The organism is Streptomyces sp. NPDC001902 (assembly GCF_042891295.1).
In the GTDB taxonomy this organism is placed as follows: Bacteria; Actinomycetota; Actinomycetes; order Streptomycetales; family Streptomycetaceae; genus Actinacidiphila.
The window spans coordinates 254,101-280,683 of sequence record NZ_JBIATA010000006.1 but is presented as its reverse complement, the minus strand read 5'-3'; the positions used below and the strand labels follow the sequence as shown (position 1 = coordinate 280,683).

General features: G+C 73.7%; 30 protein-coding genes and 2 riboswitches. Of the genes, 20 read left to right on the top strand and 10 right to left on the bottom strand.

Annotation, left to right across the window (positions count from 1 at the left end; all coding sequences use genetic code 11):
* Nucleotides 1-250: 250 nt before the first annotated feature.
* Together ACFYYN_RS13780 and ACFYYN_RS13775 are read right to left on the bottom strand one after the other, a co-directional pair.
* Nucleotides 251-1,165 (bottom strand): DsbA family oxidoreductase, encoded by a 915-nt coding sequence (locus ACFYYN_RS13780; protein WP_500545916.1) that lies wholly within the window; start codon nucleotides 1,163-1,165, stop codon nucleotides 251-253.
* On the bottom strand, nucleotides 1,162-1,596 hold the full coding sequence (locus ACFYYN_RS13775; protein ID WP_500545915.1) for an RrF2 family transcriptional regulator: 435 nt from the start codon (nucleotides 1,594-1,596) through the stop codon (nucleotides 1,162-1,164). The genes ACFYYN_RS13780 and ACFYYN_RS13775 overlap by 4 nt, the downstream gene beginning before the upstream one ends.
* A gap of 139 nt (nucleotides 1,597-1,735) precedes the next feature.
* On the opposite strand from ACFYYN_RS13775, the gene ACFYYN_RS13770 reads away from it, so the two are divergent.
* Complete coding sequence (locus ACFYYN_RS13770; RefSeq protein ID WP_500323463.1) at nucleotides 1,736-2,242, top strand: cupin domain-containing protein; 507 nt, start codon at nucleotides 1,736-1,738, stop codon at nucleotides 2,240-2,242.
* A 75-nt stretch (nucleotides 2,243-2,317) separates the two neighbouring features.
* On the opposite strand, the gene ACFYYN_RS13765 is transcribed toward ACFYYN_RS13770, so the two are convergent.
* A complete protein-coding gene (locus ACFYYN_RS13765) occupies nucleotides 2,318-3,103 on the bottom strand; it encodes a glutathione S-transferase C-terminal domain-containing protein (protein WP_500545914.1) in 786 nt (261 codons plus the stop codon).
* 201 nt (nucleotides 3,104-3,304) lie between these two features.
* A riboswitch (SAM riboswitch) is annotated at nucleotides 3,305-3,408 on the bottom strand.
* Between the two features lie 169 nt (nucleotides 3,409-3,577).
* Nucleotides 3,578-3,691, top strand: a riboswitch (SAM riboswitch).
* 361 nt (nucleotides 3,692-4,052) lie between these two features.
* Between ACFYYN_RS13765 and ACFYYN_RS13760 the strand changes: the two genes are divergently transcribed.
* From ACFYYN_RS13760 to ACFYYN_RS13720, 9 genes are all read left to right on the top strand, one after another.
* The gene (locus ACFYYN_RS13760; RefSeq protein WP_500545913.1) at nucleotides 4,053-5,057 is read left to right on the top strand and encodes an amino acid ABC transporter permease; all 1,005 of its coding nucleotides are present in this window, start codon (nucleotides 4,053-4,055) and stop codon (nucleotides 5,055-5,057) included.
* Nucleotides 5,054-5,830 carry an amino acid ABC transporter ATP-binding protein gene (locus ACFYYN_RS13755; protein ID WP_500545912.1) on the top strand — a complete coding sequence of 259 codons (777 nt, stop codon included), beginning with the start codon at nucleotides 5,054-5,056 and terminating at the stop codon, nucleotides 5,828-5,830. Before ACFYYN_RS13760 ends, ACFYYN_RS13755 begins: the two co-directional genes overlap by 4 nt.
* A 90-nt stretch (nucleotides 5,831-5,920) precedes the next feature.
* Complete coding sequence (locus ACFYYN_RS13750; RefSeq protein WP_500545911.1) at nucleotides 5,921-6,949, top strand: ABC transporter substrate-binding protein; 1,029 nt, start codon at nucleotides 5,921-5,923, stop codon at nucleotides 6,947-6,949.
* A gap of 40 nt (nucleotides 6,950-6,989) precedes the next feature.
* Nucleotides 6,990-7,727, top strand: coding sequence for a GNAT family N-acetyltransferase (locus ACFYYN_RS13745; protein ID WP_500545910.1), 738 nt, complete (start codon nucleotides 6,990-6,992; stop codon nucleotides 7,725-7,727).
* 78 nt (nucleotides 7,728-7,805) lie between these two features.
* Nucleotides 7,806-7,922, top strand: a complete 117-nt coding sequence (locus ACFYYN_RS13740; protein ID WP_500545909.1) for a putative leader peptide — start codon at nucleotides 7,806-7,808, stop codon at nucleotides 7,920-7,922.
* 71 nt (nucleotides 7,923-7,993) lie between these two features.
* Complete coding sequence (locus ACFYYN_RS13735) at nucleotides 7,994-9,247, top strand: LLM class flavin-dependent oxidoreductase (RefSeq protein ID WP_500545908.1); 1,254 nt, start codon at nucleotides 7,994-7,996, stop codon at nucleotides 9,245-9,247.
* A gap of 19 nt (nucleotides 9,248-9,266) precedes the next feature.
* Complete coding sequence (locus ACFYYN_RS13730; protein ID WP_500545907.1) at nucleotides 9,267-10,643, top strand: NtaA/DmoA family FMN-dependent monooxygenase; 1,377 nt, start codon at nucleotides 9,267-9,269, stop codon at nucleotides 10,641-10,643.
* Nucleotides 10,640-11,731, top strand: coding sequence for an LLM class flavin-dependent oxidoreductase (locus ACFYYN_RS13725; RefSeq protein WP_500545906.1), 1,092 nt, complete (start codon nucleotides 10,640-10,642; stop codon nucleotides 11,729-11,731). The genes ACFYYN_RS13730 and ACFYYN_RS13725 overlap by 4 nt, the downstream gene beginning before the upstream one ends.
* Before the next feature lie 14 nt (nucleotides 11,732-11,745).
* On the top strand, nucleotides 11,746-12,873 hold the full coding sequence (locus ACFYYN_RS13720; protein WP_500545905.1) for an LLM class flavin-dependent oxidoreductase: 1,128 nt from the start codon (nucleotides 11,746-11,748) through the stop codon (nucleotides 12,871-12,873).
* Nucleotides 12,874-12,891: 18 nt separating this feature from the next.
* Here the strand turns inward: ACFYYN_RS13720 and rpmF are convergent, their stop codons facing one another.
* From rpmF to rpmG, 4 genes are read right to left on the bottom strand one after another with little or no spacing between them, the layout of a single operon-like run.
* A complete protein-coding gene (rpmF, locus tag ACFYYN_RS13715; protein WP_326570629.1) occupies nucleotides 12,892-13,062 on the bottom strand; it encodes a 50S ribosomal protein L32 in 171 nt (56 codons plus the stop codon).
* Between the two features lie 32 nt (nucleotides 13,063-13,094).
* Nucleotides 13,095-13,373 (bottom strand): 30S ribosomal protein S18, encoded by a 279-nt coding sequence (rpsR, locus tag ACFYYN_RS13710; RefSeq protein ID WP_500545904.1) that lies wholly within the window; start codon nucleotides 13,371-13,373, stop codon nucleotides 13,095-13,097.
* Between the two features lie 34 nt (nucleotides 13,374-13,407).
* Nucleotides 13,408-14,583, bottom strand: a complete 1,176-nt coding sequence (locus ACFYYN_RS13705) for a CobW family GTP-binding protein (protein WP_500545903.1) — start codon at nucleotides 14,581-14,583, stop codon at nucleotides 13,408-13,410.
* Between the two features lie 46 nt (nucleotides 14,584-14,629).
* Entirely contained in the window at nucleotides 14,630-14,794 is a 165-nt protein-coding gene (gene rpmG, locus ACFYYN_RS13700) for a 50S ribosomal protein L33 (RefSeq protein WP_089223718.1), read from the bottom strand.
* 81 nt (nucleotides 14,795-14,875) lie between these two features.
* Between rpmG and rpmB the strand changes: the two genes are divergently transcribed.
* The 4 genes from rpmB (at nucleotide 14,876) to ACFYYN_RS13680 (ending at nucleotide 16,664) form a co-directional block, all read left to right on the top strand.
* The gene (gene rpmB / locus ACFYYN_RS13695) at nucleotides 14,876-15,112 is read left to right on the top strand and encodes a 50S ribosomal protein L28 (protein ID WP_499516046.1); all 237 of its coding nucleotides are present in this window, start codon (nucleotides 14,876-14,878) and stop codon (nucleotides 15,110-15,112) included.
* A complete protein-coding gene (gene rpsN / locus ACFYYN_RS13690; RefSeq protein ID WP_500545902.1) occupies nucleotides 15,112-15,417 on the top strand; it encodes a 30S ribosomal protein S14 in 306 nt (101 codons plus the stop codon). Before rpmB ends, rpsN begins: the two co-directional genes overlap by 1 nt.
* 79 nt (nucleotides 15,418-15,496) lie before the next feature.
* Nucleotides 15,497-15,763 (top strand): type B 50S ribosomal protein L31, encoded by a 267-nt coding sequence (locus ACFYYN_RS13685; RefSeq protein WP_500545901.1) that lies wholly within the window; start codon nucleotides 15,497-15,499, stop codon nucleotides 15,761-15,763.
* A gap of 199 nt (nucleotides 15,764-15,962) precedes the next feature.
* The gene (locus tag ACFYYN_RS13680) at nucleotides 15,963-16,664 is read left to right on the top strand and encodes an alpha/beta fold hydrolase (protein WP_500545900.1); all 702 of its coding nucleotides are present in this window, start codon (nucleotides 15,963-15,965) and stop codon (nucleotides 16,662-16,664) included.
* 45 nt (nucleotides 16,665-16,709) lie between these two features.
* On the opposite strand, the gene ACFYYN_RS13675 is transcribed toward ACFYYN_RS13680, so the two are convergent.
* The 3 genes from ACFYYN_RS13675 to ACFYYN_RS13665 all read right to left on the bottom strand — a co-directional run bounded on the left by ACFYYN_RS13675 (nucleotide 16,710) and on the right by ACFYYN_RS13665 (nucleotide 19,009).
* A complete protein-coding gene (locus ACFYYN_RS13675) occupies nucleotides 16,710-17,651 on the bottom strand; it encodes an AraC family transcriptional regulator (RefSeq protein WP_500545899.1) in 942 nt (313 codons plus the stop codon).
* Between the two features lie 41 nt (nucleotides 17,652-17,692).
* The gene (locus tag ACFYYN_RS13670) at nucleotides 17,693-18,373 is read right to left on the bottom strand and encodes an NADPH-dependent F420 reductase (protein ID WP_500545897.1); all 681 of its coding nucleotides are present in this window, start codon (nucleotides 18,371-18,373) and stop codon (nucleotides 17,693-17,695) included.
* Nucleotides 18,374-18,445: 72 nt separating this feature from the next.
* Nucleotides 18,446-19,009 (bottom strand): TetR/AcrR family transcriptional regulator, encoded by a 564-nt coding sequence (locus tag ACFYYN_RS13665; RefSeq protein WP_500362797.1) that lies wholly within the window; start codon nucleotides 19,007-19,009, stop codon nucleotides 18,446-18,448.
* 61 nt (nucleotides 19,010-19,070) lie between these two features.
* Here ACFYYN_RS13665 and ACFYYN_RS13660 point away from each other — a divergent pair, with 61 nt between their 5' ends.
* The 6 genes from ACFYYN_RS13660 to ACFYYN_RS13635 all read left to right on the top strand — a co-directional run bounded on the left by ACFYYN_RS13660 (nucleotide 19,071) and on the right by ACFYYN_RS13635 (nucleotide 26,576).
* A complete protein-coding gene (locus ACFYYN_RS13660; protein WP_500545896.1) occupies nucleotides 19,071-19,850 on the top strand; it encodes an SDR family NAD(P)-dependent oxidoreductase in 780 nt (259 codons plus the stop codon).
* Nucleotides 19,851-20,002: 152 nt separating this feature from the next.
* A complete protein-coding gene (locus tag ACFYYN_RS13655; protein ID WP_500545895.1) occupies nucleotides 20,003-21,421 on the top strand; it encodes a hypothetical protein in 1,419 nt (472 codons plus the stop codon).
* A gap of 84 nt (nucleotides 21,422-21,505) precedes the next feature.
* The gene (locus ACFYYN_RS13650) at nucleotides 21,506-22,765 is read left to right on the top strand and encodes an AAA family ATPase (RefSeq protein WP_500545894.1); all 1,260 of its coding nucleotides are present in this window, start codon (nucleotides 21,506-21,508) and stop codon (nucleotides 22,763-22,765) included.
* Nucleotides 22,762-24,021, top strand: a complete 1,260-nt coding sequence (locus tag ACFYYN_RS13645) for a vWA domain-containing protein (RefSeq protein WP_500545893.1) — start codon at nucleotides 22,762-22,764, stop codon at nucleotides 24,019-24,021. Before ACFYYN_RS13650 ends, ACFYYN_RS13645 begins: the two co-directional genes overlap by 4 nt.
* A 120-nt stretch (nucleotides 24,022-24,141) precedes the next feature.
* Complete coding sequence (locus ACFYYN_RS13640; RefSeq protein ID WP_500545892.1) at nucleotides 24,142-25,560, top strand: APC family permease; 1,419 nt, start codon at nucleotides 24,142-24,144, stop codon at nucleotides 25,558-25,560.
* A complete protein-coding gene (locus ACFYYN_RS13635; protein ID WP_500545891.1) occupies nucleotides 25,557-26,576 on the top strand; it encodes an acetamidase/formamidase family protein in 1,020 nt (339 codons plus the stop codon). Before ACFYYN_RS13640 ends, ACFYYN_RS13635 begins: the two co-directional genes overlap by 4 nt.
* Nucleotides 26,577-26,583 lie beyond the last annotated feature (7 nt).

Here is a 26,583-nt window from a genome sequence, read left to right as displayed (position 1 = left end):
GCGCGGCTCGACGGGGCGGCGGCGCGGCCGGTGCTGACGGATGCGGTCAGGCGCCTGTGGGCCGTGGGAGGCGGCCGGTCAGCGACAGAGGGCGCTGCAGGTGCGCCGCAGGTCCACGTAGCGGCACACCACACCGGGGTGCGTCGTGAGCATGCTGCTCATCCTGGCGAGCGCCGCGAGCGGCTGTCAATAGACACCAATTGGTGTCTCATTTGGCGGGACGGGTCCGTGACGGCGGATCAGAGCCCGGTCAGCGCACGGCGCGAGCACCGCGAGCGGTGGCCGGGTGCGTCGCGGCCTCCTCGGGGTGCAGCCACAGGGGGCCGTTCCCGGTGTCCACCCGGACCGCCTCCGGTGGCGGCCAGGCCCCGGTGACCAGGAGGGCCCGCTCGGGATCGGTGAGGCTCCGGTAGCGCCGCAGCGCCTCGTCCGGCGGCAGCGGATCCGGGGTCCGCAGCAGTCCCGGGCACAACTCCTCGACGGCGGAGGCGTACTCCTCGTAGGGCCGCCAGCCGGGCACCACGCGCCGCCCGGCCGGGGCGCGTACGAGCAGCGTCGGCAGCGCGTACCGGTATCCGCCGCCGGTCTCCTTCGCCGCTCCGGGGTGCGGCGACGGGCCGCGCGCCGCCAGCGCCTCGCGCACCGGGCGCCGTGCCTCCGCCCGGTCGGCCCGTACCCGCGCCAGGACGTCGTCGGCCGCCGCGTCGGCCGCGAGCCGTACCGGGTCCAGTCCCGGCGCGCCCCGTACCGCGGCCAGTGCGAGCGCGGGCGTGTCGGCCGGCTCCCCGAGCACGAACACGGTCTCCCGGAGCCGGCGCAGCACCCGCCCGGCCACCTCCTCGCCCTGCAGCTCGGCCGCCTTGGCGGCCAGCGAGGCGGGCCAGGAGCTGGCCGCCACCCGGCTCAGCCGCTGCGCCCGCGGCGCCCGGGTGTGCGCGCTGATCTCCTCGACGTGCCGCGCGTACCAGGCGGTCTCCGCGGCCGGGTCGGGGGCTGGGTCGTCGTCGGCGTCGAACAGGACGCCGTGCACGCGGCGCCAGCGCACCCGGCCGCCCAGCGCGGCCCGCAGCCTGCGGAACACCGGTTCCGAACCCCAGGCCCAGGGGCACAGCGGATCGGTGTACTCCACCACCTCCACGGCGGGCGGGGCAGGCGGGGCCGTCACGCGGCTCCCTTCCGGTCCAGCCGCTCCGCGGCGGCCGCGGGCAGGAGCGAGGCGAGGGTCACCCCGCCGAGGACCGCCGCCGCGCCCGCCTCGACCTGGCGCCACACTTCGGGCAGCCCGGCGGCCGGACCGGGGTAGCCGAGCCCGGCCAGCGACTCCCCCCGCAGGGTGATCAACTCGCCGTCCACGGCGCGCGCCACGTCCAGCAGGGTGATCTCGCCGGCGGGCCGGCCGAGCCAGTAGCCGCCCTCGCAGCCGCGCTGACTGCGCACCAGCCCGGCCTTGCGCAGTTCGCTCACCACGGACTTCAGGAAGCGGAACGGGATCTGCTGCGCGGAGGCGATGGCCTCGCAGGTCAGGGGGCGGGCAGGCTCACAGGCGAGCTCCAGCAGAGCCCGCGTGGCGTAGTCCGCCTTCGCGGAGATATGCATGGGCCCATCATGCCCCAACCGGCCCGCCCGGCCCGGGGGTTCGGCCGCCGTGCTCCGTACATTGCGGCAGCATTGCCGCAGGTGAAGCACAAAGGACACTTCTTGACATCCTTTTCGGGGCCGCTCTAGCGTCCCGGCCATGAGCGAGCCCCTGACGAACCCCGGTGAAGGCTTCCACCCCCATCTCCACGACGCGCCCGGGCAGGCGGCTGCGCCCCTGCGGACCCGGCTGCACCACATCCGCGCGGGCGCCCTGGACGGCGGGACGGCGCAGACCGGCGGGATGCGCAGGTTCGCCGCCGTCAGCGGACGGACCGTGGGCTCCGAGAAGCTGTGGATGGGCCAGACCCACGTGGCCCCGGCGACGGCGTCCTCCGACCACCACCACGGCGCGTCCGAGACCGCGATCTACGTGGTGAGCGGGCACCCCGAGTTCGTCTTCCTGGACGACTCGGGCGACGCGCCCGAGGAGGTGCGCCTGCGCACCTCGCCCGGCGACTACGTCTTCGTCCCCCCGTTCGTGCCGCACCGCGAGGAGAACCCCGACCCCGCGCAGGAGGCCGTGGTCGTCATCGCCCGCAGCACCCAGGAGGCCGTCGTGGTCAACCTCCCCGGTCTGTACGCCCTTCCGGCCGAGGACGCCTGAGCGGCCGGACCCGCGGACCCATGCAGCCGTCCCCGACCTCCGCCCCCCTGGCGAGGGCGGGGACGGCTGCGTGCGTCAGGGGGCGGACGCGAGCGCGGCGGCCGTCCGCTGCGCACGGAACGCCGGGTGCCCGCCGAGACGGGCGACGTACGCCGTGAGGCGGCCGTAGGAGCAGAGCAGACCGCTCGCGAGGTGGGAGAGGGCCACCCACACGTCGACGTCGGCGGCGGTCAGGTGGCCACCCAGGACGTAGGGCCCGCAGGCCAGCCGGCGGTCCAGCAGGTCGAGGGTGGCGTGCAGGGTCCGCAGGGCTGCGTCACGGTCGGCCGGTGCCCCGTCCGCGGCCAGTTCGGCGGCTCTCGTCACGCCCGTGTCGACCGTGTGCCGGAGGGCCTCGATGTCGGGCAGGAGGGCCGGGGGACACAGCGGGGGTACGGAGGCGCAGCCCTCGGCGCCGAGGCGGCCCGCGAGGTCGCCGAGGATGTCCGGGGTGTGGTTGCTGACGACCCGCCCGGTCCACCGGTCGCACAGCGCGGGCACGGTGAGCGGTCCGTCGTAGTGGTGCCACGTGGCCTCGTAGGCCGCGCGCAGCGCGGCGAGGGCGGTGTCGCCGACGGCTCCCGCAGGGACGGGCGTCGTGACGACGGAGTCCCGCAGCCCCAGCAGGTCGAGGGTGATGGCGACCCGTTGCGAGAGCGGGCACCCCGGCGACAGGAACAGCTCGTACCGGCGTGGCGCGGGGTAGAAGCCGCCGGCGAGGTCGACACCGATGCGGCTGCGGAAGCGGTCGGGACGGGACGCGCGCGGCAGAGCCGAACAGGAGGCGTGGAGTGCGGGGTCGAGCGGGATCGTCTCGGTCATGCCCTCTCCAAGGCGTGGCGGGCCGCCGGTCGCCCCCTGGGGGCACCGGCGGCGGGACGGCTGAAGGTCCTGGGTGGAGGTCAGCCGGCCGCGCCGAACGAGCTGCAGACGCGCAGGAAGTCGATGTGCAGACGTCGGGTGAGGAGGAGGGCTCGTGCCCTGGGCATGTCCACCTCCCCGGCTCGGGGCCCGCAGGACGCGGGACCGCGCTTGCCCCGCCGCGCCGACGGGACCAGGTCGTCACCCGGGGCACCCCACCGCGATGTGAGGGTTGCCGGTCAGCGGGCCGGGGCCGATGACCCACCGTGCCGCGGGGCGGTGTGGTGGGCGCTGACGATCGTGACCTGCCCATCAGTGTCGAGTCGTCAAACCCCGTGCGTCAAGGGACGCGTACGCGTCTCATCGGACCGCTCACGATGTGAGACGGCGTCGTTGACATTCCCACGGGGCCGTGCCTAACTTACGCCGCAGATCGGTCATGAGCTCCGGCGCGAGCCCGGCTCGCCGGCCGGCGGCCCCCGTGTCGCGGTGGGACGCCCCGGATGACGACCGGACCGGACGGTCCGATGACGACGGTGGACGCGAGGCCCCGCGGGGCGGAACGGTGACGGTGACGACGATGCACGCAGCCCCGGGGACGGCCGCACAGCGGCCCCACGGCCGCGTCCCGTCGCACCCGCGGCTCCCCGTCGCCGCGCACCACGTCCCCGGTGCCTCCTGTTGCGCGTGTACCGCGCACTGTCGCGCCCTCTGTCAAGGCTGACGGCTTCCTGAACCCCGGCCCCCGCCGCTGACGCGGCGGCGTGCCCTCCCGCCCGGACCCGCCCGGGCCCGCCCGGGCCCGCTCCGCCCGCCTCCCCGTCCCATCGCCACGCCCGCCGGACACCCGATCCCGGCGGGGCCGCTGCCGCGTGCGCGACCGGGGCGTACCGAACCGCTGGAGTCCCCCATGACCGAACCACCCGGCATCGCCGTGTCCTCCCGGCCGGTGCCGCCCCCGCCCGGAACGCCCGCCGGCGGAACGCTCCCCGCACCACGACCCCCCACCGCACAGCGGGTGTTGCCGCTGCGGCGGCGCGGACGCTGGATCGCCACCGCGGTCGTGCTCGTGCTCGTCGCCCAGATCGCCCACGGCCTGGTGACCAACCCCTTCTACCAGTGGGACCGCTTCGCGTACTGGTTCGTCCGGCCGTTGATCCTGGACGGGCTGCTCATCACCCTGGAGGTGGCCGCGTACAGCGCGGTGCTCGGCCTGCTCGGCGGGATCGCGCTCGCACTGGCCAGGCTCTCCGGCAGCCCCGTGCTGCGCGCCGTCAGCTGGACGTACACCTGGCTGTTCCGCTCGGTGCCGCTCATCGTCGTGCTGCTGTTCCTGTACAACTTCAGTGCGCTGTACCAGACGTTGAGCCTGGGCGTGCCCTTCGGGCCGGCCTTCCTCACCTTCGACGAGTCCAGGCTCGCCACCGACTTGGTGGTGGCCGTCGTGGGTCTGAGCCTGAACGAGGCGGCCTACGCCTCCGAGGTGGTGAGGGCCGGAATCCTCTCGGTGGACCAGGGCCAGCACGAGGCGGCCGCCGCACTCGGCCTGCCCAAGCGCTACCAGTTCGCCAGGATCGTGCTTCCGCAGGCATTGCGGTCCGTCGTCCCCAACTACGTCAACCAGCTCATCGGGCTGATCAAGGGGACCTCGCTGGTCTTCTACGTCTCGCTGCTCGACCTGTTCGGCTCGGTCCAGAGCATGGGCAGCACCTACCCCGGCGACATCGTGCCGCTGCTGCTGGTCGCCACCGTCTGGTACGTGATCCTCACCAGCGTCGTCTCCGTCGTCCAGTTCTACGTCGAGCGGCACTACTCGCGCGGCGCGCTGCGCACCGTCCCGCCGACCCCCCTGCAGAAACTGCGGATCGCCCTGGGCGACCTGCGGGCCCGCGTCCGGACGGAGACCGCGACATGACCACCGACATACGGCCGGCCGCCGTCGAGGTCCACGACGTGCACAAGTGGTACGGCGCCCACCGGGTGCTGGACGGGATCAGCCTGACGGTCCGGCCCGGGGAGGTCACCGTCGTCATCGGGCCGTCCGGATCCGGCAAGTCCACGCTGCTGCGGGTCATCAACCACCTGGAGAAGCCCGAGGCCGGTCACGTCAGTCTGGACGGGGAGCTCATCGGCGTACGCCGGCACGGCACCCGCCTCAGGGAACTGAGCGAGCGGGTGATCCTCACCCAGCGCAGCCGGATCGGCTTCGTCTTCCAGAACTTCAACCTCTTCCCGCACCTCACCGTGCTGGACAACGTGGCCGCCGCCCCGGTGGCGACCGGCCGGCTGCGCAAGCCGGAGGCGCGCGAGCTGGCCCGCACCCTGCTCGGCCGGGTGGGGCTGGCCGACCGGACCGCGGCCTATCCCCGGCAGTTGTCCGGTGGCCAGCAGCAGCGCGTGGCCATCGCCCGGGCCCTCGCCCTGCGCCCCGGCGTGATCCTCTTCGACGAACCCACCTCCGCCCTCGACCCGGAGCTCGTCGGCGAGGTGCTATCCGTCATCAAGGACCTGGCCACCAGCGGCACCACCCTCGTGATCGTCACCCACGAGATCGGCTTCGCCCGGGAGGTCGCCGACCGCGTCGTCTTCCTCGACGAGGGCCGGATCGTCGAACAGGGCCCGCCCGAGCGGGTGCTGAACCACCCCGAACACGAGCGGACGAAGGAATTCCTCAGCAAGGTCCTCTGACCGCTTCCCCGCGCTCCACGGACCACCGAACGACGAACGACGAACGACGAACGACGAACGACGAACGACAGACGACGGACAAGGACGGCCATGCGCACTCTTCGCCCTCGCGGCAGACTCATCCGTACCCTGACGGCCACCGCCGCCCTCACCCTCCTCGCCGGCGGACTCGCCGCCTGCGGGAGCGACAGCGAGGCCTCCGCCACCATCGGCGCGGGATCCTCCACCGGAACGGTCACCGTGGGCAGCCTGTCCAACGGCGCGGCCAAGGAGACCACGCTGAAGGTGACGGAGGTGAAGTCCATCAGCGCCGGACTGCCCAAGGCCGTCGCCGACAAGGGCGAGCTGGTCATCGGCGTCGGCGCGCTGCCCGCCGGCTTCGCGCCGCTGGCGTACGTCGGCGGCGACCAGAAGACCCTCACCGGCGCCGAGCCCGACCTCGGCCGTCTGGTCGCGGCGGTGCTGGGACTCGAGCCCCGGCTCAAGAACTCGACGTGGGAGAACCTCTTCGTCGGCATCGACAGCGGCAAGGTCGACGTGGCCTTCTCCAACGTCACCGACACCGAGGAACGCAAGCGGAAGTATGAGTTCGCCTCCTACCGGGAGGACAACCTGGCCTTCGAGGTCCTCAAGGACAGCACCTGGAACTTCGCCGACGACTACCGGAACCTCGCCGGGAGGACCGTCGCGGTCGGCTCCGGCACCAACCAGGAGAAGATCCTCCTGGAGTGGCGGAAGAAGCTCCGGACGGAGGGCAAGGAGCTGACCGTCAAGTACTTCCCCGACAACAACAGCACCTATCTGGCGCTCAGCGGCGGGAAGATCGACGCCTACTTCGGCCCCAACCCCGGCATCGCCTACCACATCACCCAGGTCGCCACGACCCCCCACCCCACCCGCAACGCGGGCAAGTTCTCCGGCGCCGGTGCGAGCCTGCAGGGCCTGATCGCCGCGACCGCGAAGAAGGACAGCGGGCTCGCGAAGCCGGTCGCGGCCGCGGTCAACCACCTGATCGAGAACGGGCAGTACGCCAAGTGGCTCGCCGCCTGGAACCTGTCCAACGAGGCCGTCGGCACCTCGGAGGTCAACCCGCCCGGACTGCCGCTCGACAACTCCTGACGCCCCGTCCGCCGCATGACCGTACGGAGATCCGGCAGCCATGTCCCTCAGCATCCCCGCGGACCGTCCGCACAGCCCGGCGGCACCGCACGTCCTGGACAACCCCGCCTGGGCGGCACTCACCGGTCCGCACGCCCGGTTCGCCGAGCGCGTCGGCCTCGCCGCCCGCTACCCCGCCGACGTCTCCCCGTTCACCGCGCTGTCCGACCCGGCCGATCCGCGGGCCTGGGCGGACCTGACCGTGCTCGCCGGGCCGGGGGCCGCCGTCGCGGTCACCGGCGCCCAGCAGCCGCCGGACGGATGGGAACTCGTCGAGGGCGGGATGGGGGTGCAGCTCGTCGACACCTCGCTTCGCGCCGAACACGCCCCGGAGGCGGTGCGACTGGGCGCCGCCGACGTCCCCGAGATCCTGGAACTCATCGCCCTCACCAAGCCGGGCCCCTTCCTCCCCAGGACCGTCGAACTCGGCACCTACCTCGGCATCCGGGACGGCGGACGGCTGGTCGCCATGGCCGGGGAACGACTGCGGACCCCGGGATGGACGGAGATCAGCGCGGTGTGCACCCACCCCGGTCACCGTGGCCGGGGCCTGGCGACCCGGCTGGTACGGGCCGTCGCCGCGGGGATCAGGGACCGCCGGGAGACCCCGTTCCTGCATGCCGCCGCCGTCAACACCGGTGCGATCCGGCTCTACGAGTCGATCGGGTTCACCCTGCGCCGCCGGACGACCTTCCTCTTCCTGCGAACCCCGGGCGGCCCGGGGGAACAGACCGGCTAGGGAAGGCGTTCCGTTGGCAGGAGAAGTACGGGCGCGCCGTGCCGCCCGCCGCATCCGGACAGAGCGGAGGTGAGGTCCGTGCCGACGCCGTCCCGCGCGTCCCTCGTGGTCCCCGCCCCACACCGCGCACCCCTGCTCTACTCCCGCGCGCACATCGACCTGCAGCGCGTGGCCGCCTCCCTCTGTCGTTCCTGACCCCCGTTCCCGCCGCCGGCCCTCCCGACGAGGGCCGCTGAGACCCGTGGTCGATCAGGAAGGCCCCTCCCATGTCCTCGGACATCCCTTCGCCGTACCCTCTTCCCGCTTGCTCGCCGAACGCCCCGCTGCACCTGGCCGTGGCCCTCGACGGGGCCGGCTGGCACCCGGCCGCCTGGCGCGAGCCGACGGCCCGGCCCCGTGAACTGCTCACCGCCCGCTACTGGCAGGACGTGGTCACCGAGGCCGAGCGGGGGCTGCTCGACTTCGTGACGATCGAGGACTCCCTCGGTCCGCAGTCGTCCCGCTTCACCGAACCCGACGGACGCACCGACCAGGTGCGCGGCCGTCTCGACGCCGTCCTGATCGCCGCGCGCGTGGCCCCGCTGACCCGGCACATCGGTCTCGTGCCGACGGTGGTCGCCACCCACACCGAGCCGTTCCACCTCTCCAAGGCCATCGCCACCCTCGACTACGTGAGCACCGGCCGGGCCGGTCTGCGCGTCCAGGTCTCGGCCCGGCGGAACGAGGCCGCGCACTTCGGCAGGCGCGCCATCCCCCCGTTCGGCATCGAGGACCTGGACACCCCGGCGGTACGGGAGCTGGTCACCGACCTCTTCGACGAGGCGGCCGACTACGTCGAGGTGGTGCGCCGCCTCTGGGACAGCTGGGAGGACGACGCCGAGATCCGCGACGTCGCCACCGGCCGCTTCATCGACCGCGACAAGCTCCACTACATCGACTTCGAGGGCCGGCACTTCAGCGTCAAGGGCCCCTCCATCACGCCCCGGCCGCCCCAGGGCCAGCCCGTCGTCAGCGCACTCGCCCACACCGACGTGCCGTTCCGGCTCGTGGCCCGCTCCGCGGACATCGGATACGTGACCCCGCACGACGGCGACCAGGCCCGCTCGATCGTCACCGGGATACGTGCCGCCCAGAAGGCGGCCGGCCGGGAGCGCGAGCCCCTGCACGTCTTCGGCGACCTCGTGGTCCTCCTCGACGAGGACGCCGGCGCGGCGCGGGCCCGCCTGGAGCGGCTGGACGGCCTCGCCGGCACGCCGTACACCAGCGACGCGAAGGTCTTCGCCGGCACGCCCGCAGGCCTCGCCGACCTGCTGCTGGAGTGGCGGGGGGCCGGGCTCACCGGCTTCCGGCTGCGCCCGGCGGTGATCGGCCACGACCTGCCCGCCATCACCCGCGGGCTCGTGCCCGAACTGCGGCGCCGCGGCGCGTTCCGGGACGCCTACGAGTCCCGCACCCTGCGCGGCCTGCTCGGTCTGCCCCGCCCCGCCAACCGCTACGCCGTCACCAGCGCGACCGCCTGAGCCGGAGGAACCGTACGCCATGAGCAAGCCGCGCAAGCAGATCCATCTGGCCGCCCACTTCCCCGGCGTCAACAACACCACCGTGTGGAGCGACCCGCAGGCCGGCAGCCACATCGAGTTCGGCTCCTTCGCGCACTTCGCCCGGACCGCCGAACGCGCCAAGTTCGACTTCCTGTTCCTCGCCGAGGGCCTGCGCCTGCGCGAACAGGGCGGCAGGATCTACGACCTGGACGTGGTCGGCCGCCCCGACACCTTCACCGTCCTCGCCGCGCTCGCCGCCGTCACCGAGCGCATCGGGCTCACCGGCACCATCAACTCCACCTTCAACGAGCCCTACGAGGTGGCCCGGCAGTTCGCCAGCCTCGACCACCTCTCCGGCGGGCGCTCCGCCTGGAACGTCGTCACCTCCTGGGACGCCTTCACCGGGGAGAACTTCCGGCGCGGCGGCTTCCTCCCGGAGGAGGAGCGCTACTCCCGCGCGAGGGAGTTCCTCGCCACCGCGGGCGAGCTCTTCGACTCCTGGCACGGCGACGAGATCGTCGCCGACCGGGCCACCGGCACCTTCCTGCGCGACGCGCGGGCCGGATCCTTCGTGCACAAGGGGCACCACTTCGACATCCACGGGCAGTTCAACGTCCCGCGCAGCCCGCAGGGGCGCCCCGTGATCTTCCAGGCCGGCGACTCCGAGGAGGGCCGGGAGTTCGCGGCCGCCGACGCCGACGCCATCTTCAGCCGGTACAGCACCTTCGAGGAGGGCCGGGCCTTCTACCGCGACGTCAAGGGCCGGCTGCCCAAGTACGGGCGCGTCCCCGGCCAGTTGCTCATCCTGCCCGCCGCGACCTTCGTCCTCGGCGACACCGACGCCGAGGCCGCCGAACTCGCCCGTGAGGTGCGGCGGCAGCAGGTCAGCGGGGCCACCGCGATCAAGCACCTGGAGTTCGTCTGGAACCGCGACCTGTCCGCCTACGACCCGGACGGCCCGCTCCCGGACGTCGACCCCGATCCCGGAGAGCACACCGTCGCCCGCGGCCGTGCCCAGGTGCGCATGTACCGCGACCCGCTGACCACCGCCCGCGAGTGGCGGGAGCTCGCCGCCGCCAACAAGTGGTCGATCCGCGACCTGGTCATCGAGACCGGCAACCGCCAGTCCTTCGTGGGATCCCCGGCCACCGTCGCCGCGACCATCGACGACTTCGTGCAGGGCGACGCCGCCGACGGCTTCATCCTCGTCCCGCACGTCACCCCGGGTGGCCTGGACGCCTTCGCCGACACCGTCGTCCCGCTGCTCCAGGAGCGGGGTGCGTTCCGCGCCGACTACGAGGGGACGACGCTGCGCGACCACCTCGGTCTCGCCCACCCCGACGCCGGCGCCGCGGCGGAGCGGGCCGCGTCGTGAGGTTCCTGGCCATCACCCTGATCGTGCACGCCCCGGACCCGGTGACCGGGGCGCTGAAGCCGACGGCCGCGCGGTTCCGCGAGGTGCTCGACAACGCGCTGCTCGCCGAGGAACTGGGCTTCGACGGCTTCGGCGTGGGGGAGCGCCACGAGCGGCCGTTCCTCTCCTCCTCACCACCCGTCCTGCTCAGCCACATCGCCGCCCTCACCTCCCGGATCCGGCTGTTCACCGCGGTGACCACGCTCAGCCTCCTCGACCCGGTGCGGGCCTACGAGGACTACGCGACGCTGGACCACCTGTCCGGCGGCCGCCTGGAGCTGATCATCGGCAAGGGCAACGGCACGGCGCAGCGCGAGCTGTTCCACGTCACCCCCGAGGACCAGTGGGACCGCAACGCCGAGAGCTACGAGGTGTTCCGCCGGCTCTGGCGGGAGGGGAAGGTGACCGCCGACACCCGGTTCCGTCCCGCGCTGAAGGACGCGCAGGCATGGCCGCGGCCGCTGCAGCAGCCGATCCGGGTGTGGCACGGCAGCGCCACCAGCAAGGAGTCGGTGGACCTCGCCGCGCGCTACGGGGACCCCCTGTTCTCGGCGAACGTCACCCACCCCGTCGAGCCGTACGCGGAACTGATCCGCCACTACCGCGAACGCTGGGCCCACCACGGCCACGACCCGGCCCGCATCGCGGTCGGCGCCGGGACGGCCGGCCTGTACGTCGCCCGCACCTCCCAGGAGGCGGTCGCCGCCTACCGCCCGGTGTTCGAGGCGCAGTCGGCGTTCCAGAACCGGCTCGGCCTGGAACCGGTCTTCCCGACGCTGGAGGACTTCGTGGCGCGCAGTTCGGCGCTGGTCGGCAGCCCGCAGCAGGTCGTCGACAAGGTCCACCGTTACCACGAGCGGTTCGGCCACACGGTGCTGCACGTCCACGCGGACGCGGGCGGACTGTCCCACGACCGGCACCGCCGCTCGCTCGAGCTCTTCCAGTCCGAGGTCGCCCCGGTGCTGCGGCGCGCCATCCCGGACCCGCCGTTCGCCTGGGGCCCGGCCCCGGCCCCGGCCCCGTCCTCGCCCGAACCCGCCCATCGCTGAGGAGAACGCCCATCGTGTCCCGCACACCGCTCGGAGTCCTCGACCTCGTCCCGATATCGTCCGGCTCCACCGCCGCCGACGCCCTGCGCAACAGCATCGACCTCGCGCGGCGGGCCGAGGAGTCCGGCTACGCCCGCTACTGGTTCGCCGAGCACCACCTCAACCCCGGTGTCGCCGGCACCTCGCCCGCCGTCCTGCTGGCCCTCACCGCGGCCGCGACCTCCACGATCCGGCTCGGCTCGGGGGCCGTCCAGCTCGGCCACCGCACCGCCCTGTCCACGGTCGAGGAGTTCGGCCTCATCGACGCCCTGCACCCGGGCCGGCTCGACCTGGGGCTCGGCCGCTCCGGCGGCCGCCCGCCGGGAGGTACGCCGGACCCGGTGCCGACCACGACACCCGTCGTGGACGGCCGGACGCCGGGCGGGCTGCGGATCCCGCCGAAGTTCTCCTTCGAGCACCTGCTCGGCTCACCGCGCATCGCGCTCCAGCGGCACCTCCTCCAGCAGCCGGGCGCCCGCTCCCAGGACTACGGCGAGCAGGTCGACGACATCCTGGCGCTGCTGCGCGGCACCTACCGCTCGGCGGACGGCGTCGAGGCGCACGTCGTGCCGGGGGAGGGTGCCGACGTCCAGGTGTGGATCCTCGGCAGCAGCGGCGGCCAGAGCGCCGAGGTCGCCGGCCGCCACGGACTGCACTTCGCCGCGAACTACCACGTCAGCCCGGGCAGCGTCCTGGAGGCGGTCGACGGCTACCGTGCCGCCTTCCAGCCGGGCGGCGTGCTCGACAAGCCCTACGTCAGCGTCTCCGCCGACGTCGTCGTCGCGCAGGACGACGCGAGGGCCCGTGAGCTCGCCACCGGCTACGCCCCCTGGGTCCGCAGCATCCGGACCGCCGAGGGCGCCATCGAGTTCCCCACCCCCGGACAGGCCCGGGCGCACCCGTGGACGGAAACGGACCGGGCGCTGGTGGCCGACCGGGTCGAGACCCAGTTCGTCGGCTCGCCGCAGCGTGTCGCCGACCAGCTGGAGCAGCTCCAGGAGGCCACCGGCGCCGACGAGTTGATCGTGACCACCATCACCCACGACCACGAGGACCGGGTTCGTTCCCACCGGCTCCTGGCCGAGGAGTGGCACCGCCGCTGACGGTCCGGCGCGGCGCGGTCAGTCCCGCCCGGGCAGCAGGCCGCGCCGGAACGCTGCGACGAGGTGGACCGGCACCAGCTGTTCACGGCCGTCGACGGTGACCGGGACCAGGTGGGGAGCCGCCGCCTTCCACCGGGCCCGGCGGTGACGGGTGTTGCTGCGGGAGGTCTTGCGTTTGGGTACGGCCATCGGGGTCTCCTGTACGGGTGGTGGGCGTGCGGTCAGCGGGAGGCGTACGGCAGCAGGGCCATCTCGCGGGCGTTCTTCACCGCCCGCGCGAGGGCCCGCTGCTGCCGCGCCGTGACGTGGGTGACCCGCCGGCTGCGGATCTTGCCCCGGTCGGAGACGAACTTCCGCAGCAGGTCGGTGTCCTTGTAGTCGACGTACTCGATGCCCGCGGCGATGAGCGGATTGGGGCGGGGCTTGCGGGCGTCCTTGCCCCGGCCCCGGCCCCTGCCCCTGCCCTTGGCCGTGGCCGTGGGGGTGTGGACGGTCGTCATGGTGCTGTCTCCGGTGGTCGTGGCGGCGTGCGGTTCAGGCCGCGTGGTCGAGGAAGTCGTCGAAGGCGTGGGGGAGGCGGCGCCAGCCGGCCGGTCCGGTCGCGTACTCGGCGTCCGTGAGCAGGCAGCGGTCGAGGGTGGCCGTCAGCCCTTCGCGGTCGAGGCCGGGTGAGGTGAAGGCGATGTGCTGGCCGCGGTCGCCGTGTTCGGGATGCCAGTCCAGGGCGGCCGCCACGCGCCGTTCGGCCGGCACGGTCTCCCATGCCGCGTCGGGCAGTGCGGCGAGCCACGGCCCGACGTCCTCGATGCACAGCGCACCACCGGCCGCCTCCCAGGAGAACAGGGTGTCGGGGTGGTCGGCCAGCCAGAAGCGCCCGCGGCTGCGGGCGGCGGCGCAGCTGAGGTCCTCCAGCGCCGCGTGCAGCCGGCCGGGGTGGAAGGGGCGGGCGGCGCGCCACACCAGGGTGGCGACACCATGGGCGTCGGCCTCCTGGGGCAGCAGGGCGCAGGCCGGATGCTGCCGTGAGGCGGCCGCGGCGACGTCGAAGCCGGAAACGGCGGCGGAGGCCAGCCGGCCGGTGCCGATGGTGACCTGACGGGCCGTCGGGTGGAGCTGGGTGAGCAGTTCCCTGTCCCCGGGGTCCGCGGTGTCGCCGGGTGCCAGGGCGAGGACGCCGGCGTACTCGAGCTGCCGGGCCAGGGTGTCGGCGACGGTCCGGTGGTCGCCGGGGGCGACGGCGAGGCCGTGCTCGGTGAGGTCGTCGCCGCAGCCGAGGTGGTCGAGCAGGAGGGCGGGGTCGACGCAGGTGACCACGCCGGCCGCCGCCAGCAGGCGTCCCGAGGCGGTGCCGTCGGGCAGCGGGGTGCCGACCAGGACCTCGGCCATCGCCTGCGGTTCGACGGAGTCCCACAGCTCGACGACGGCGAGCCGGCAGGACGGGTCCGCGGCCAGCCGCAGCAGCTCGGGGAGCAGGTCCGCGCGGAGCGCGCAGCAGGCGCAGTCGTTCACGAGCTCGGTGTCGGTGCGGGAGATGACGCCGTCCCGGTCGCTGAGCACGCGCCGGACGGGGCCGCCGACGGCGGGCCGCAGGTCGTGGTGGAGGGCGAGGGACCCGGCGGTGGAGTGCAGGAGTTCGCGCACCGCGGCGCGACGGGCCTCGGCGTGCAGACCGCCGACGAGGACGACGGGCAGCTTGGGGCTGCTGTCCACGGGAGGTGCCTTTCGTGTCGGGGAGGGGCGGGTGGGCGGGGCCGGGTCAGCGTTCCTCGCGGAACTCGACGTGGCGCCGGACCACCGGGTCGTACTTGCGCAGGACCAGGCGGTCCGGGTCGTTCCGGCGGTTCTTGCGGGTCACGTAGGTGTGGCCGGTCCCGGCGGTGGAGCGGAGCTTGATGACGGGGCGTAGATCGGTGCGAGCCATGGCGGGTACTATACAGAACTGGTTTTCATTTCCAATAAGGTGAGTGCTCCGCCGGCCCACCGGACGACAGAACGGACCGTCATGCCCGCACACTGCCAACTCACCGGCCGCAAGCCCGGCTTCGGCAACTCCGTCTCGCACTCGCACCGGCGCACCAGGCGCCGCTTCGACCCGAACGTCCAGCACAAGCGCTACTGGCTGCCCGGCGAGGGCCGCACCGTCCGGCTCACGCTGAGCGCCAAGGGCATCAGGACCGTGGACCGCATCGGCATCGAGAAGGCCGTCGCCGTCATCCGCGCGCGGGGAGGGAAGGTCTGATGGCCAGGACCGGCAAGATCGCGAAGAACGAGCGGCGCAAGGCCGTCGTCGCGCGGTTCGCCGCACGCCGCGCCGAGCTGAAGGACGTCCTGCGCCGCCCCACGGCCACCCCGCAGGAGAAGGCCGCGGCGCGGCGGGAGCTGGACCGGCAGCCCCGCGACGCCAGCGCCACCCGGGTCCGCAACCGGGACGCCCTCGACGGGCGGCCCCGCGGTCACCTGCGGGCGTTCGGCCTCTCCCGGATCAACGTGCGCGCCCAGGCCCACGCGGGCCACCTCCCCGGCGTGCGCAAGGCCTCCTGGTGACACCGCCCCCGGCACACCCCACCCCCGGCACACCCCACCACCGGCCCCCGCGGGCCGCACGACACGTCTCGGAGAACCCGTGAAACCCGGCATCCACCCCGACTACCGTCCCGTCGTCTTCCGCGACCGGGCGGCGGACTTCGCCTTCCTCACCCGCTCCACGATGACCAGCGGGAAGACCGTCGTCTGGGAGGACGGCAACACCTACCCCGTCGTGGACGTGGAGATCTCCTCCGCGAGCCACCCGTTCTACACCGGCACCGCCCGCGTGGTGGACACCGCCGGCCGCGTCGAGCGGTTCCGGCGCCGCTACGGGAACGGGGACACGGCACACGGCGCAAGCTGACGCTCGCCGCGCTCCTCGGCGGCGCCCGGACACCGGCCCCCCGGTGCCGGGTGCCGCCCCGCCCCGCCCCGCGTACGCGGGACGCGCGCTCAAGAACGCCGGACGGACGCGCATGGTCCGCCGCAGGCCCCGGAACTACGGTCGGTGACGGACGGCGTCACCGACGTCCGCGTTCCCGACCGTGTACCAAAGGCCTCACATGACCACTGCAGACAACAGCCGGCCCGCCATCCTCCTCGTCCACGGCGCCTGGCACGGCGCCTGGTGCTTCGACAGGCTCGTCCCCGAACTCAGCGCGCTGGGGTGGCGGGTCGAGACCGTCGACCTGCCGAGCGCCTCGGCCGACGAAGGGAACACGGCCGGGATGCACGACGACGCGCGGGCCGTCCGCGAGCGCCTGGACGCCGTCGCCGGCCCGGTGACCGTCCTCGCCCACTCCTACGCGGGCATCCCCGTCACGCAGGCCGCCGCGGACGCGCCGAACGTGTCCCGCATCGTCTACCTCTCCGCCTTCGTGCTCGACGAGGGCGAGTCCATCGACGGCATGAGCGGTGGCAAGATCTCCGGCGCCGGCGTCGCCTCGCTGTCCGCGCACGGGCACTACGAGGACGCCAAGGCCGCCTTCTACGGGGACGCCGCACCGCAGGACGCGGAGGACGCCACCGCGCGCCTGGTCCTCCAGACGGCCAGGTCCTTCTGCGAACCCCTCACGGCCGCCGCCTGGAAGACGGTGCCCTCCACCTACGTCCTCACCGAGCGGGACACGGCGCTCGCCCCGGAGTTCCAGGAGGCCATGGCGGCCCGCGCGCAGCGCACCCACCGGCTGCCCTCGGGCCACTCGCCCTTCCTGTCCATGCCCGGGGAGCTGGCCAAGCTGATCACCACCGACGCCGGCCGCTGACCGGCGCGCCCCGGCCGGTGAGGGCCCCGGAGATCTCCGGGGCCCTCACCGCGCCCCTTCGGGGCGGTGCGGTCCCGCCGCGCGGTAGCGCCCGGGCGAGGACCCCATGACGCGCTTGAAGGCGTGGCTGAACGAACTCTCGGAGCCGTAGCCCCAGCGGGCCGCGATCGAGGCGACGGTGCGGTCGCCCGTCCTCAGCTCCCGCGCCGCGGAGCGGATGCGCCAGCCCGCGAGGTACTCCAGCGGCGGGACGCCCACGGTCCTGGTGAACCTGTCGGCGAACCGGGACCTCGACATCCCGCTCTTCCCGGCGAGTTCGGCGACGGTCCAGGGGTGCGCGGGCCGGTCGTGCATCAGCCCCAGCGCGGCCCCGACGTGGCGGTCGGCGAGCGCGGTGAGCCAGGCGCCGCCCTCGGGCCCGTGCTCGGCGACGTGCGCCCTGAGCAGGTGGACCAGCAGGACGTGCGCCAGCCGCTCGGTCACGAAGGGGGTGCCGAGCGCGGGCTCGCCGGTCTCCGCGCGGAGCAGTTCGAGCGCCGCCCGGATGCCCTCCGCCGCGGTGGACCCGGCGCCGACGTGGATCAGGGGCGGCAGCACGTCCAGGAGCACGGCGGCGTTGGCCTCGTCGAGGTCGAATCCGCAGCCCACCAGGACCGCGTCGGGCGCCGTGCCGATCCGGACCGTGTTCCCGGGCCGGAAGCCGGCGAAGACCTCGTCGCTCGGCACCGCCGGGACCTCGGGACCGCCCGCCAGTTCGTAGCCACGGCCACCGCCGATCAGGTAGCAGTCGCCCTCCTTCAGGGTGACCGGCTCCGGGGCCCCGGAGCCGGTCACCGCGATCCGGCAGCTGCCGAGGAGCACGGCGCCGAACTTGATGTGCCGGTAGCCGGGGAAGCCGACGGCCCACGGCTCCTGGGCCTCCAGCCGGGCGAAGTGTGCGCTGCGCAGGTCGAGCAGGCCCAGGATGTCGGTCAGCGGATCGGTCACGTGTCCTCCGGCGCCGTCGGCGGTGCCGCGGGGTCCGTCCTTCAGCGGGTGGCGGCGGCGAGAGCGGCCCGGATCGTGTCGGTGGACGTTGGGGTCGCCGTGGCCTTCGAGAAGTCCGCCTCGCCGCCCGCGTAGGGCAGGCCGTACACGGGGGTGCCGGGCTGCGAACGCCAGCTGTCGGCGAGGGTGCCGTAGCCGACCGCGTCGTAGCCGAGCACGTCGAGGAGTTCCGTGGCGTGCGCGACGGCGACCGGGTCGTCGCCGGCGATCGGCAGGGCGGTCCGGTCGGGCGAGCCCTTCGGGCGGGCGAGTGCGGCGAGGTGACGGAAGAAGATGTTGTTGAACGCCTTCACCACGTGGGCGTCGGGCAGGTGGCCCTGGAGCAGTTCGCTCTCCGTGCTGGTCCCGTCCTCGAGCGCGGCGATCCGGCCGTCGCGCTGGGGGTAGTAGTTGCCGGTGTCGATGACCGTCTTCCCGGTCAGCGGGGCCGCGGGGACCTGGTCGAAGGCCCTGAGCGGGATCGTCACCACGACCCAGTCGCCCGCCGCGGCGGCCTCCGCCGGGGTCGCCGCGCGTGCCCGGGGGCCCAGCTCGGCCACCAGGCCGTCGAGGGTCTCCGGTCCGCGTGAGTTGCTGAGCACCACGTCCAGGCCCGCGTCCACGGCGAGCCGCGCCAGGGTGCCGCCGATGGATCCGCTGCCGATCAGTCCAAGAGTCGCCATGTAGGTCGCAACCCCGGACCCCGCGATTCTGTTTCCGCGGGGCCGCAAAGACCGGGCAAAACGGGAGTGCGGTCAGCCGTCGAGGAGCAGGGCGAACACCTGTTCCAGCCTCCGGGCCAGGGCCGGCTCGTCGGTGCCGTTGAGCGCGGTGCTGCCGATGATCGTGCGCATCAGCCAGAAGCCCGCGACGACCGAGAGGGCCATGGCGGCGCGGTCGGTCCCCCGCAACTGCGGTGCGACGTCGAGCAGATGGGCCTCGACGTGGTTCTCGATGCCGGCCCGCAGGATCTCCGCGGCGCGGGGGTTGGGTGCCGAGCGCAGCATGAGGAGGAACGGGTCGAGGCTGTCGGCCTCCGGCGCGGTCCGGCGGACGAGTGCGGCGGCCACGTCTCGGGCGAGGGTGGCCGGGTCGCTGGTGAGGACCGTGCGCTCGGTCATGGACGCCTCCACCACCTCGGCGAAGAGCCCTTCCTTGGAGCCGAAGTAGCGGCCCACCAGCATCGCGGTGACCCCGGCGGCCTTGGCGATCTCCCGCACTCCGACGCCGTCGTAGCCGTGCCGGGTGAAGGCCTCGATGCCCGCACGCAGGATGGCCTCCTTGGTGGCGGCCGCGTCGCGGCGTCGCGGAGTCGTCATGTTGACGAGTGTAGACTGGAGTCATGTCTACGGGTGTATACATGATCGGAAGGACACTGCGATGGATCTGAACCTGACCGGCCGCCGGGCCCTCGTGACCGGTTCCAGCTCCGGCCTCGGCGCGGCGATCGCCGCGCTGCTCGCCGCGGAGGGCGCCGACGTCGTGGTGCACGGACGGGACGAGGCGCGCACGCGCGAGGTGGCGGAGAGGACCGGAGCCGTCGCCGTGGCGATCGGCGACCTCGCCACGGACGAGGGCGCCGACGCGGTGGCCCGGGTCGCCGGCGAGGTCGACGTCCTGGTCAACAACGCCGGTTCGTACGACCACGTCGGCTGGGCCGAGGCCACCGCGGCGGAGTGGCAGCGGACGTACGAGGTCAACGTGGTCTCGGGCGTCCGCATGATCCAGCGGCTGGTGCCCGGGATGCGCGAGCGCGGCTGGGGCCGGGTGATCCAGATCGGCGGCGGGCTCGCCTCGCAGCCGATCGCGATGCAGCCCCACTACAACGCGTCGCTCGCCGCGCGGCACAACCTGGCCGTCTCCCTGGCGCGGGAGCTGAAGGACACCGGGGTGACCTCCAACGTGGTCTCCCCCGGGGCGATCCTCGTCGACGCGGTGCAGGACCTGATCACCGGACTCGCGCCGGAGCGCGGCTGGGGCCGGTCGTGGCAGGAGATCGAGCGCAACGCCGCGCGGGACTTCGTGCCCAACGACATCGGCCGCTTCGGCCGCCCCGAGGAGATCGCGGGCGCCGTCGCCTACCTGGCGAGCCCCTACGCGGACTACGTCAGCGGCGCCACGATCCGCGTGGACGGCGGCACCATCCGCTCCGTGACGTGACCCGGGCCCCCGCGGAGCCTGGCGGCGCCCGGTGCCGGGACGTCGGTGCCGGGTGAGGGCCTGACAGATCGTGACGGGAACGCTATGCTCCCCGCGATGACAACTGACTCTCCTTCCAGATTGGGGGACCCGTCCGCGCAAGGTGAGTGCTGATGCTCACTCAGACCGCGAACGAGGATTCCCGCCTCTCCTTCTGGCTGCGCGTGCGCGAGTTCGCCGTGCCGCCCTCCATGGTCGAGACCGCGACCGCCCGCCGCCGAGGCGGTGACTGGGCCGGGGCCTGTGCCGCCGCCGGCATCGACGTCGACCTCAACCTGCGTTCCCTCGCCCGTACCCACGGCCGGGAACTCGCGGCCCGGGTCCGGGCCGACCTCCGGCATCTGGTCCCCGACCTGCTGCGCTGGCACATGCCCAGGGTCGCCCCCGACGGTCTGCTGCGTCCCGGCCTGACCATCTCCCTGGCCGGGTACGGGGCTGCGGAGCCGGAGGGCGGCGACCAGGTGCACCTCGTCGTCCGGACCCCGCCGGCGTGGGCGGACGGCGGGCAGCGGATCAGCCTCGCCCTGTGGGACCCGGACCACCCCGGCGCGGGTGCCCTCCACCATCCGCACGCCCGTCCCCACCGCCGGTTCCGTCTCGACCTGCACCGCCACCTGTGGGACGCGCGCAGAACCGGTGAACTGCCGCTGCGCGCGGGAACCGGCCGCGGGTCCGCCGACCTGCTTCCCCTCCCGGACCCGGAACCACCCGGGCCACTGCCGCCGTACCAGCGCTGCGCGGTCGACCGGTGGGCGGACGAGGCGCGGAGGGTGCTGCGTGCCGAGGGCCGCACCAGCGGTGCCGTCACCGTGCGCCTGGGCTCCCGCTACCGGATGCTGGTGGACGTGACCGGTGACGGCACAGGAGCGCCCACCGCGTGGATCACGGCGGCGCCCGCGGACCGTGGCGGCGCCCGGGCGCTGCCGGTGCTGCCGGACGCGGCGACCTGGGTGCCGCCGGACCTCGAACTGCTCGACGCCGGCCTGATCGGCGCCGACGGGCTGCACCCGCTGGTCGCCGCCGCGCTCGTACCGGATCACACGCCCTCCGGTCCGTCCCTGCCGCGGGGGCGGCCGGGACGACCGCGCGTCGTGGAGTGCCGGGGCGCACCGCACCGGATCGGCCTGGTCGACGGCGTCCTGACCGCGCTGGACCACGACCCGGAAGAGATCCGCCGCGAGGAACTGCTGGTCGCGCTGACCGGTACCCCCCTGCCCTGCCTGCAGGCGATCGACCGGGCGCACCGGCGTCCGGAATCCCTCGCCGACGTAAGGGCACGCCTCGACCACGGCGACACCGCCGGCGCGCTGGCCGTCGTCGAGGGTCTGCTCGGTCCCGGCGCGGTGCTCCGCGACGGACCGCTGCGGGACGAACTGGAGGCGGCCGCCCAACGGCGCATCGCCTACGGCCTGTTCAGGGCAGGTCTCGCCGGGCCCGCCCCAGGGCGGGTGCCGCCGCGCGACCGCTTCCCGGCACCCCGCACCCGTTCCCGCCCCGGCCGGCCGCACCCGCGGCAGCGCGCCTCGCGCTGACCCCGGGGCGTGCGCGGTGTCCCCGCGCACGCTCCCGTACCCCTTTTCGGCTTTCGGCTTCTCAGACCCCCGAGGTGATCACCCATGCCCACGTCCGCCCTGTCCACCCTGCCCGCCGACCCGGCCTCCGCCCCTCAACTCGACGTCGCAGACGCCCTTTTGACCCTGCTGCGCGACACCACCACCGAACCGCGCCCCGACACCCAGCTGGAGGCCCTCACCCTGGCCGTCGCCGCCGACCTGCCCGTGCTCCTGTGGGGCGAGCCCGGGATCGGCAAGACCGCGGCGCTCACCCAGCTCGCCGCCGCCCTCGACCTCCCGCTGACCACGGTGATCGCCAGCGTCCACGAGCCGTCCGACTTCTCCGGGCTGCCCGTCGTCGGGGACGACCCCGCCGAACAGGGCGTCCCGATGGCCCCGCCGGACTGGGCGGTCCGGCTGGTCCGGGCCGGCCGGGGCCTGCTCTTCCTCGACGAGCTGTCCACCGCGCCGCCCGCGGTGCAGGCGGCCCTGCTCCGTCTCGTGCTCGAACGGCGGATCGGCGCCCTGCGGCTGCCGCCCGGGGTCCGGATCGTGGCCGCCGCGAACCCCCGCTCCTCGGCGGCCGACGGCTGGGAACTGAGCGCGCCGCTGGCCAACCGCTTCGTCCACCTGCAGTGGACGCACGACCACGACGTGGTGGTCCGCGGCCTCGGCGGCACCTGGCCCCGGGCGACGCTGCCACGGCTCGACCCCGGGAAGCTGCCCGGTGCCGTGGACTTCGCCCGCCGCGCGGTGTGCGGGCTCCTCGCCGCCCGGCCAGGCCTCGTCCACCGCCTCCCCACCAACGAGACCCGCCGCGGCGGCGCCTGGCCGTCCCCCCGGAGCTGGGAGATGACGCTGTGCCTGATCGCCTTCGCGACCGCGGCCGACGCCTCCCGGGACGTGCTCTCCCTGCTCGTCAGAGGTGCCGTCGGGGACGGTCCGGGGCTGGAGCTGCTGGCGAGCATGGACCGCATGGACCTCCCCGACCCCGAGGAACTGCTCGCCGACCCGGCCGGCTCCGTCCTGCCCGAGCGCGGGGACCTGCGCCAGGCCGTCCTGGACGGTGTGGTGGACGCCGTCCGCAACCGGCCGGAGAAGTCGCGCTGGGACGCGGCGTGGGCCCTGCTGGTCCGGGCCCTGGAGACGGGGGCCCCGGATCTGGTCGTCGTCCCGGCCACCACGCTCGCCTCGCTGCGCCGGGAGGACTGGGACGTCCCCGCGGCCATCGAGCGGCTGGCAGCAGTGGTGTCCCTGTCCCGGCGCGCCGACCGGGCAGCCGACCGGACCGGGGCCGGGCTCGTCGCGAAGGCCGGCCGGTGAACGCGCAGGCGCCGGTGGCGCTGGACCTCGAGAAGCTCTTCGCCGCCCGGCTGTACGCCGCCCGGGTCCGCCCCTATCTGGCGACGGCCCTGTTCGCGCTGCACGTCGTGGAGTCCCGGCGGGTGCCGACGATGGCCGTCGACGCGCACTGGCGGTGCTACGTCTCACCGGGGTTCGTGGACCGCACGCCGCTCGAAGAACTGGCCGGGGTGTGGGTGCACGAGGTGTCGCACCTGCTGCGCGACCACCACGGGCGCGGTGACCGCGTCGCACGGGAGCAGGGACTGGAGGGCTCGGCGGAGCGGCTGCGGATGAACATCGCCGCGGACTGCGAGGTCAACGACGACGCCTTCGGGGACGGGCTGGACACGCCCCAGGGTGCCGTCCTCCCCAGGACCCTGGGACTCCCCGACGGGCAGCTCATGGAGGACTACCTCGGGCGGTTCGGGATCGGCCCGCTCACGCAGGACTTCGTCTGGCTGGACTGCGGCAGCGGCGCGGACGGCCTCGAACGCGAGTGGGACCTGGGCCCGGAGGGCGCCCACGGCCTGAGCGAGCAGGAACGGGACGGCGTCCGCTTCCGCGTGGCGCAGGCCATCAACGGCCGCCCGGGCCATGCGCCGAAGAGCTGGCGGCGGTGGGCGGAGGAGGCGTTCCACCCGCCGCAGCAGTGGCGGGAACTGCTGGGCGCGGCGGTGCGCTCGGCGGCCTCCGGTTCCGGCGCGGGCCAGGACTACAGCTACGGACGGCCCTCGCGCCGGTCGGCCGGTGTGCCCGGCGTCGTCCTGCCGAGCCTGCGGCGCAGACCGCCCCGGGTCTGCGTGGTCATCGACACGTCCGGCTCGGTCAGTGACGCCGAACTGGGCAGCGCGCTCCTCGAAGTGGCCGCCATCGTCCGCGCCGTGGGCGGCCGTCGCGACATGGTCACCGTGGTGCCGTGCGACGCCGCGGCCCGGATCGCCCACCCGCTGTGCCGTGCCGAGGACATCCCGCTGGTGGGCGGTGGCGGTACGGACCTGCGCAGCGGCTTCGCGCGGGCGCTGCGCACACGGCCCCGGCCGGACGTCGTCGTGGTGCTGACCGACGGTCAGACGCCCTGGCCGGACGCGCGCCCGGCCTGCCGCACGGTCGTGGGCCTGTTCCCCCGCCAGGGCGGGCGCCGCTCGTGGCGCGAGCACGATCCCGACTACGTGCCGGACACGCCGCCCGACTGGGCGCGCGTGGTCGTCATCGGGTCGTCCGGCCCAGCCGGGTGACGGTGCCCGGGAACATGTCATGTTCCGTCAGAATCCCTGTGCACAGGCGTTCCCCTGCGTCGGCCGCGGACCCTAAGATCACCCCGCCAGTCAGGGGACCGCGGCCGCCGGGGAGGCGACGTGAGCGACAGCGCACCTCAAGGGCAAGATCTCGAGAAGTACGGCTACACCCAGCAGTTGGCGCGGTCACTCGGCTTCCGGGACCTGGTGGTCTACGGCCTGGTCTTCATGGTGCCGATCGCGCCCTTCGGCATCTTCGGCGGTGTCTTCCAGGGCTCGGGCGGCATGGTCGCCCTCGCCTACGCCATCGGCATGCTGGCGATGATGTTCACCGCGCACTCCTACGCGCAGATGTCCCGGGCCTTCCCGATGGCCGGGTCGGTCTACTCCTACGCGGGGCGGGGCATCGGCAGGCCGTTCGGCTTTCTCTCCGGCTGGATGATCCTGCTGGACTACATCCTGGTCCCGGCGCTGCTCTACCTGATCGCCGCGGTGGCGATGAACTCGCAGGTCGAGTCGGTGCCCGTGTGGATCTGGCTGATCGGGTTCGTCGTCCTCAACACCGTCGTGAACTGGCTCGGCATCGAGATGACCGCCAGGATCAACAAGATCATGCTCGTGGCCGAACTGGTCGTCCTCGCGATCTTCCTGGCCTTCGGGGCCGCCGCGCTCGCCCAGGGCAAGGGCAGCTTCAGCCTGCACGCCTTCTACGACTCCGGCACCTTCTCCTGGTCCCTGATTTTCGGGGCGGTGTCGATCGCCGTGCTCAGCTTCCTCGGCTTCGACGGCATCTCCACCCTCGCCGAGGAGAACCGCGAATCCGCCCGGGCGATCGGCAGGGCCATGATGGCCGCGCTGCTGCTCGCCGGTGCGCTGTTCATCGTCCAGACCTGGATCGCGGCGATGCTGGTGCCCGAGGTGCCGACGCTGATCAAGGAGGGGGACCCGGACGGCACCGCCTTCTACGACGCGGCCCAGGTCGCCGGAGGCCGCTGGCTGAGCACCCTGAGCGCACTGGCCACCGCGATCGCCTGGGGCTTCGCCAACTCCCTGGTCGCGCAGGCAGCGACCTCCCGGCTGCTGTTCGCGATGGCCCGCGACCGTCAACTGCCCCGTTTCCTGGCGGAGATCGACCCCCGTCGCCGCGTCCCGGTCAACGCGACGCTGCTGGTCGCCGTGGTCTCCTTGGGGCTGGGCCTGTACATGAACTCCCGCGACGACGGCATCACCCTGCTCAGCTCGCTGGTCAACTTCGGGGCGATGACCGCGTTCCTGGTGCTGCACGTCTCGGTCGTCGTCCACTACGTCGTCCGGCAGGGCAGCCGCGACTGGTGGCGCCACCTGATCGCGCCGCTGATCGGCTTCGGGATCCTCACCTTCGTCGTCGTCAACGCGAAGGTCACCGCCCAGCGGCTCGGCTTCCTGTGGCTGGCGATCGGTGTGGCCCTGCTGGTGGGGCTGCTGATCGCGGGCCGGCGCCCGGAACTGCCCGCCGAGCCTTCCGAGACCACCCTGGCCGAGGAGGCCGAACCGTCATGAGCGACCTCGAAGTGGTACGCCTCCACCCGACGCCCGAGCAGTACGCCTACGCCTTCGGCGGCCGCGAGCCCCTGCTGCGCGTGCGGCCGGGGACGATCGTGGAGCTCTTCACGGAGGACTGCTTCGGCGGCCTGGTCCGGGGTCCCGAGGACCTCCCGAGCAAGGTGTGCGAGTTCCCGTACCTCAACCCGGTCACCGGCCCGATCCACGTCGAGGGGGCCGAGCCGGGGGACACCCTGGCCGTCCACTTCGTCGACATCGCGCCGGCCCGGGACTGGGCGGTGTCCACCACCTTCCCGCACTTCGGCGCGCTGACCACGACGCACGCCACGGCGATGCTGCACGACCCGCTGGAGGAGGTCGTCTGGCGGTACGGGATCGACCGTGAGCGCAACAACTGCCGGTTCCAGGCCCGCTTCTCCGACCACACGGTCGAGCTGCCCCTCGACCCGATGCACGGCACCGTGGGGGTCGCCCCCGCCGCCGGCGAGGTCGTCATGAGCATCACCCCGGGCGCGCACGGCGGGAACATGGACACCCCGGAGATGCGCGCCGGCACCACCCTCTACCTGGGCGTCAACGTGCCCGGGGCGCAGCTGGCGATCGGCGACGGGCACTGCCGGCAGGGCGAGGGCGAGGTGTGCGGCACCGCAGTCGAGGCAGCGATGCACACCGTGGTCGTGATCGACCTGCTCAAGGGCGGCGCGCCCGCCTGGCCGCGCCTGGAGGACGACCGCTTCCTGATGTCGACCGGGTCGGTCCGGCCGCTCGAGGACGCCTACCGGATCAGCCAGCACGACCTGGTCGGCTGGACGTCCTCCCTGACCGGCCTGCACCAGCTGGACGCGTACCAGCTGGTCAGCCAGGCCGGACTGGCGCCCATCGGGAACGTGGTCGACACCAACTACACCGTGGTCGCCAAGCTGCCGAAGACCGTGCTGGACGGCTCGCCCGCGTACGACGGCCTGCACCGGTCGCTGCGCGAGAGGGGGTTGGAGTACCTCCGTACGCGCTGAACCGCCG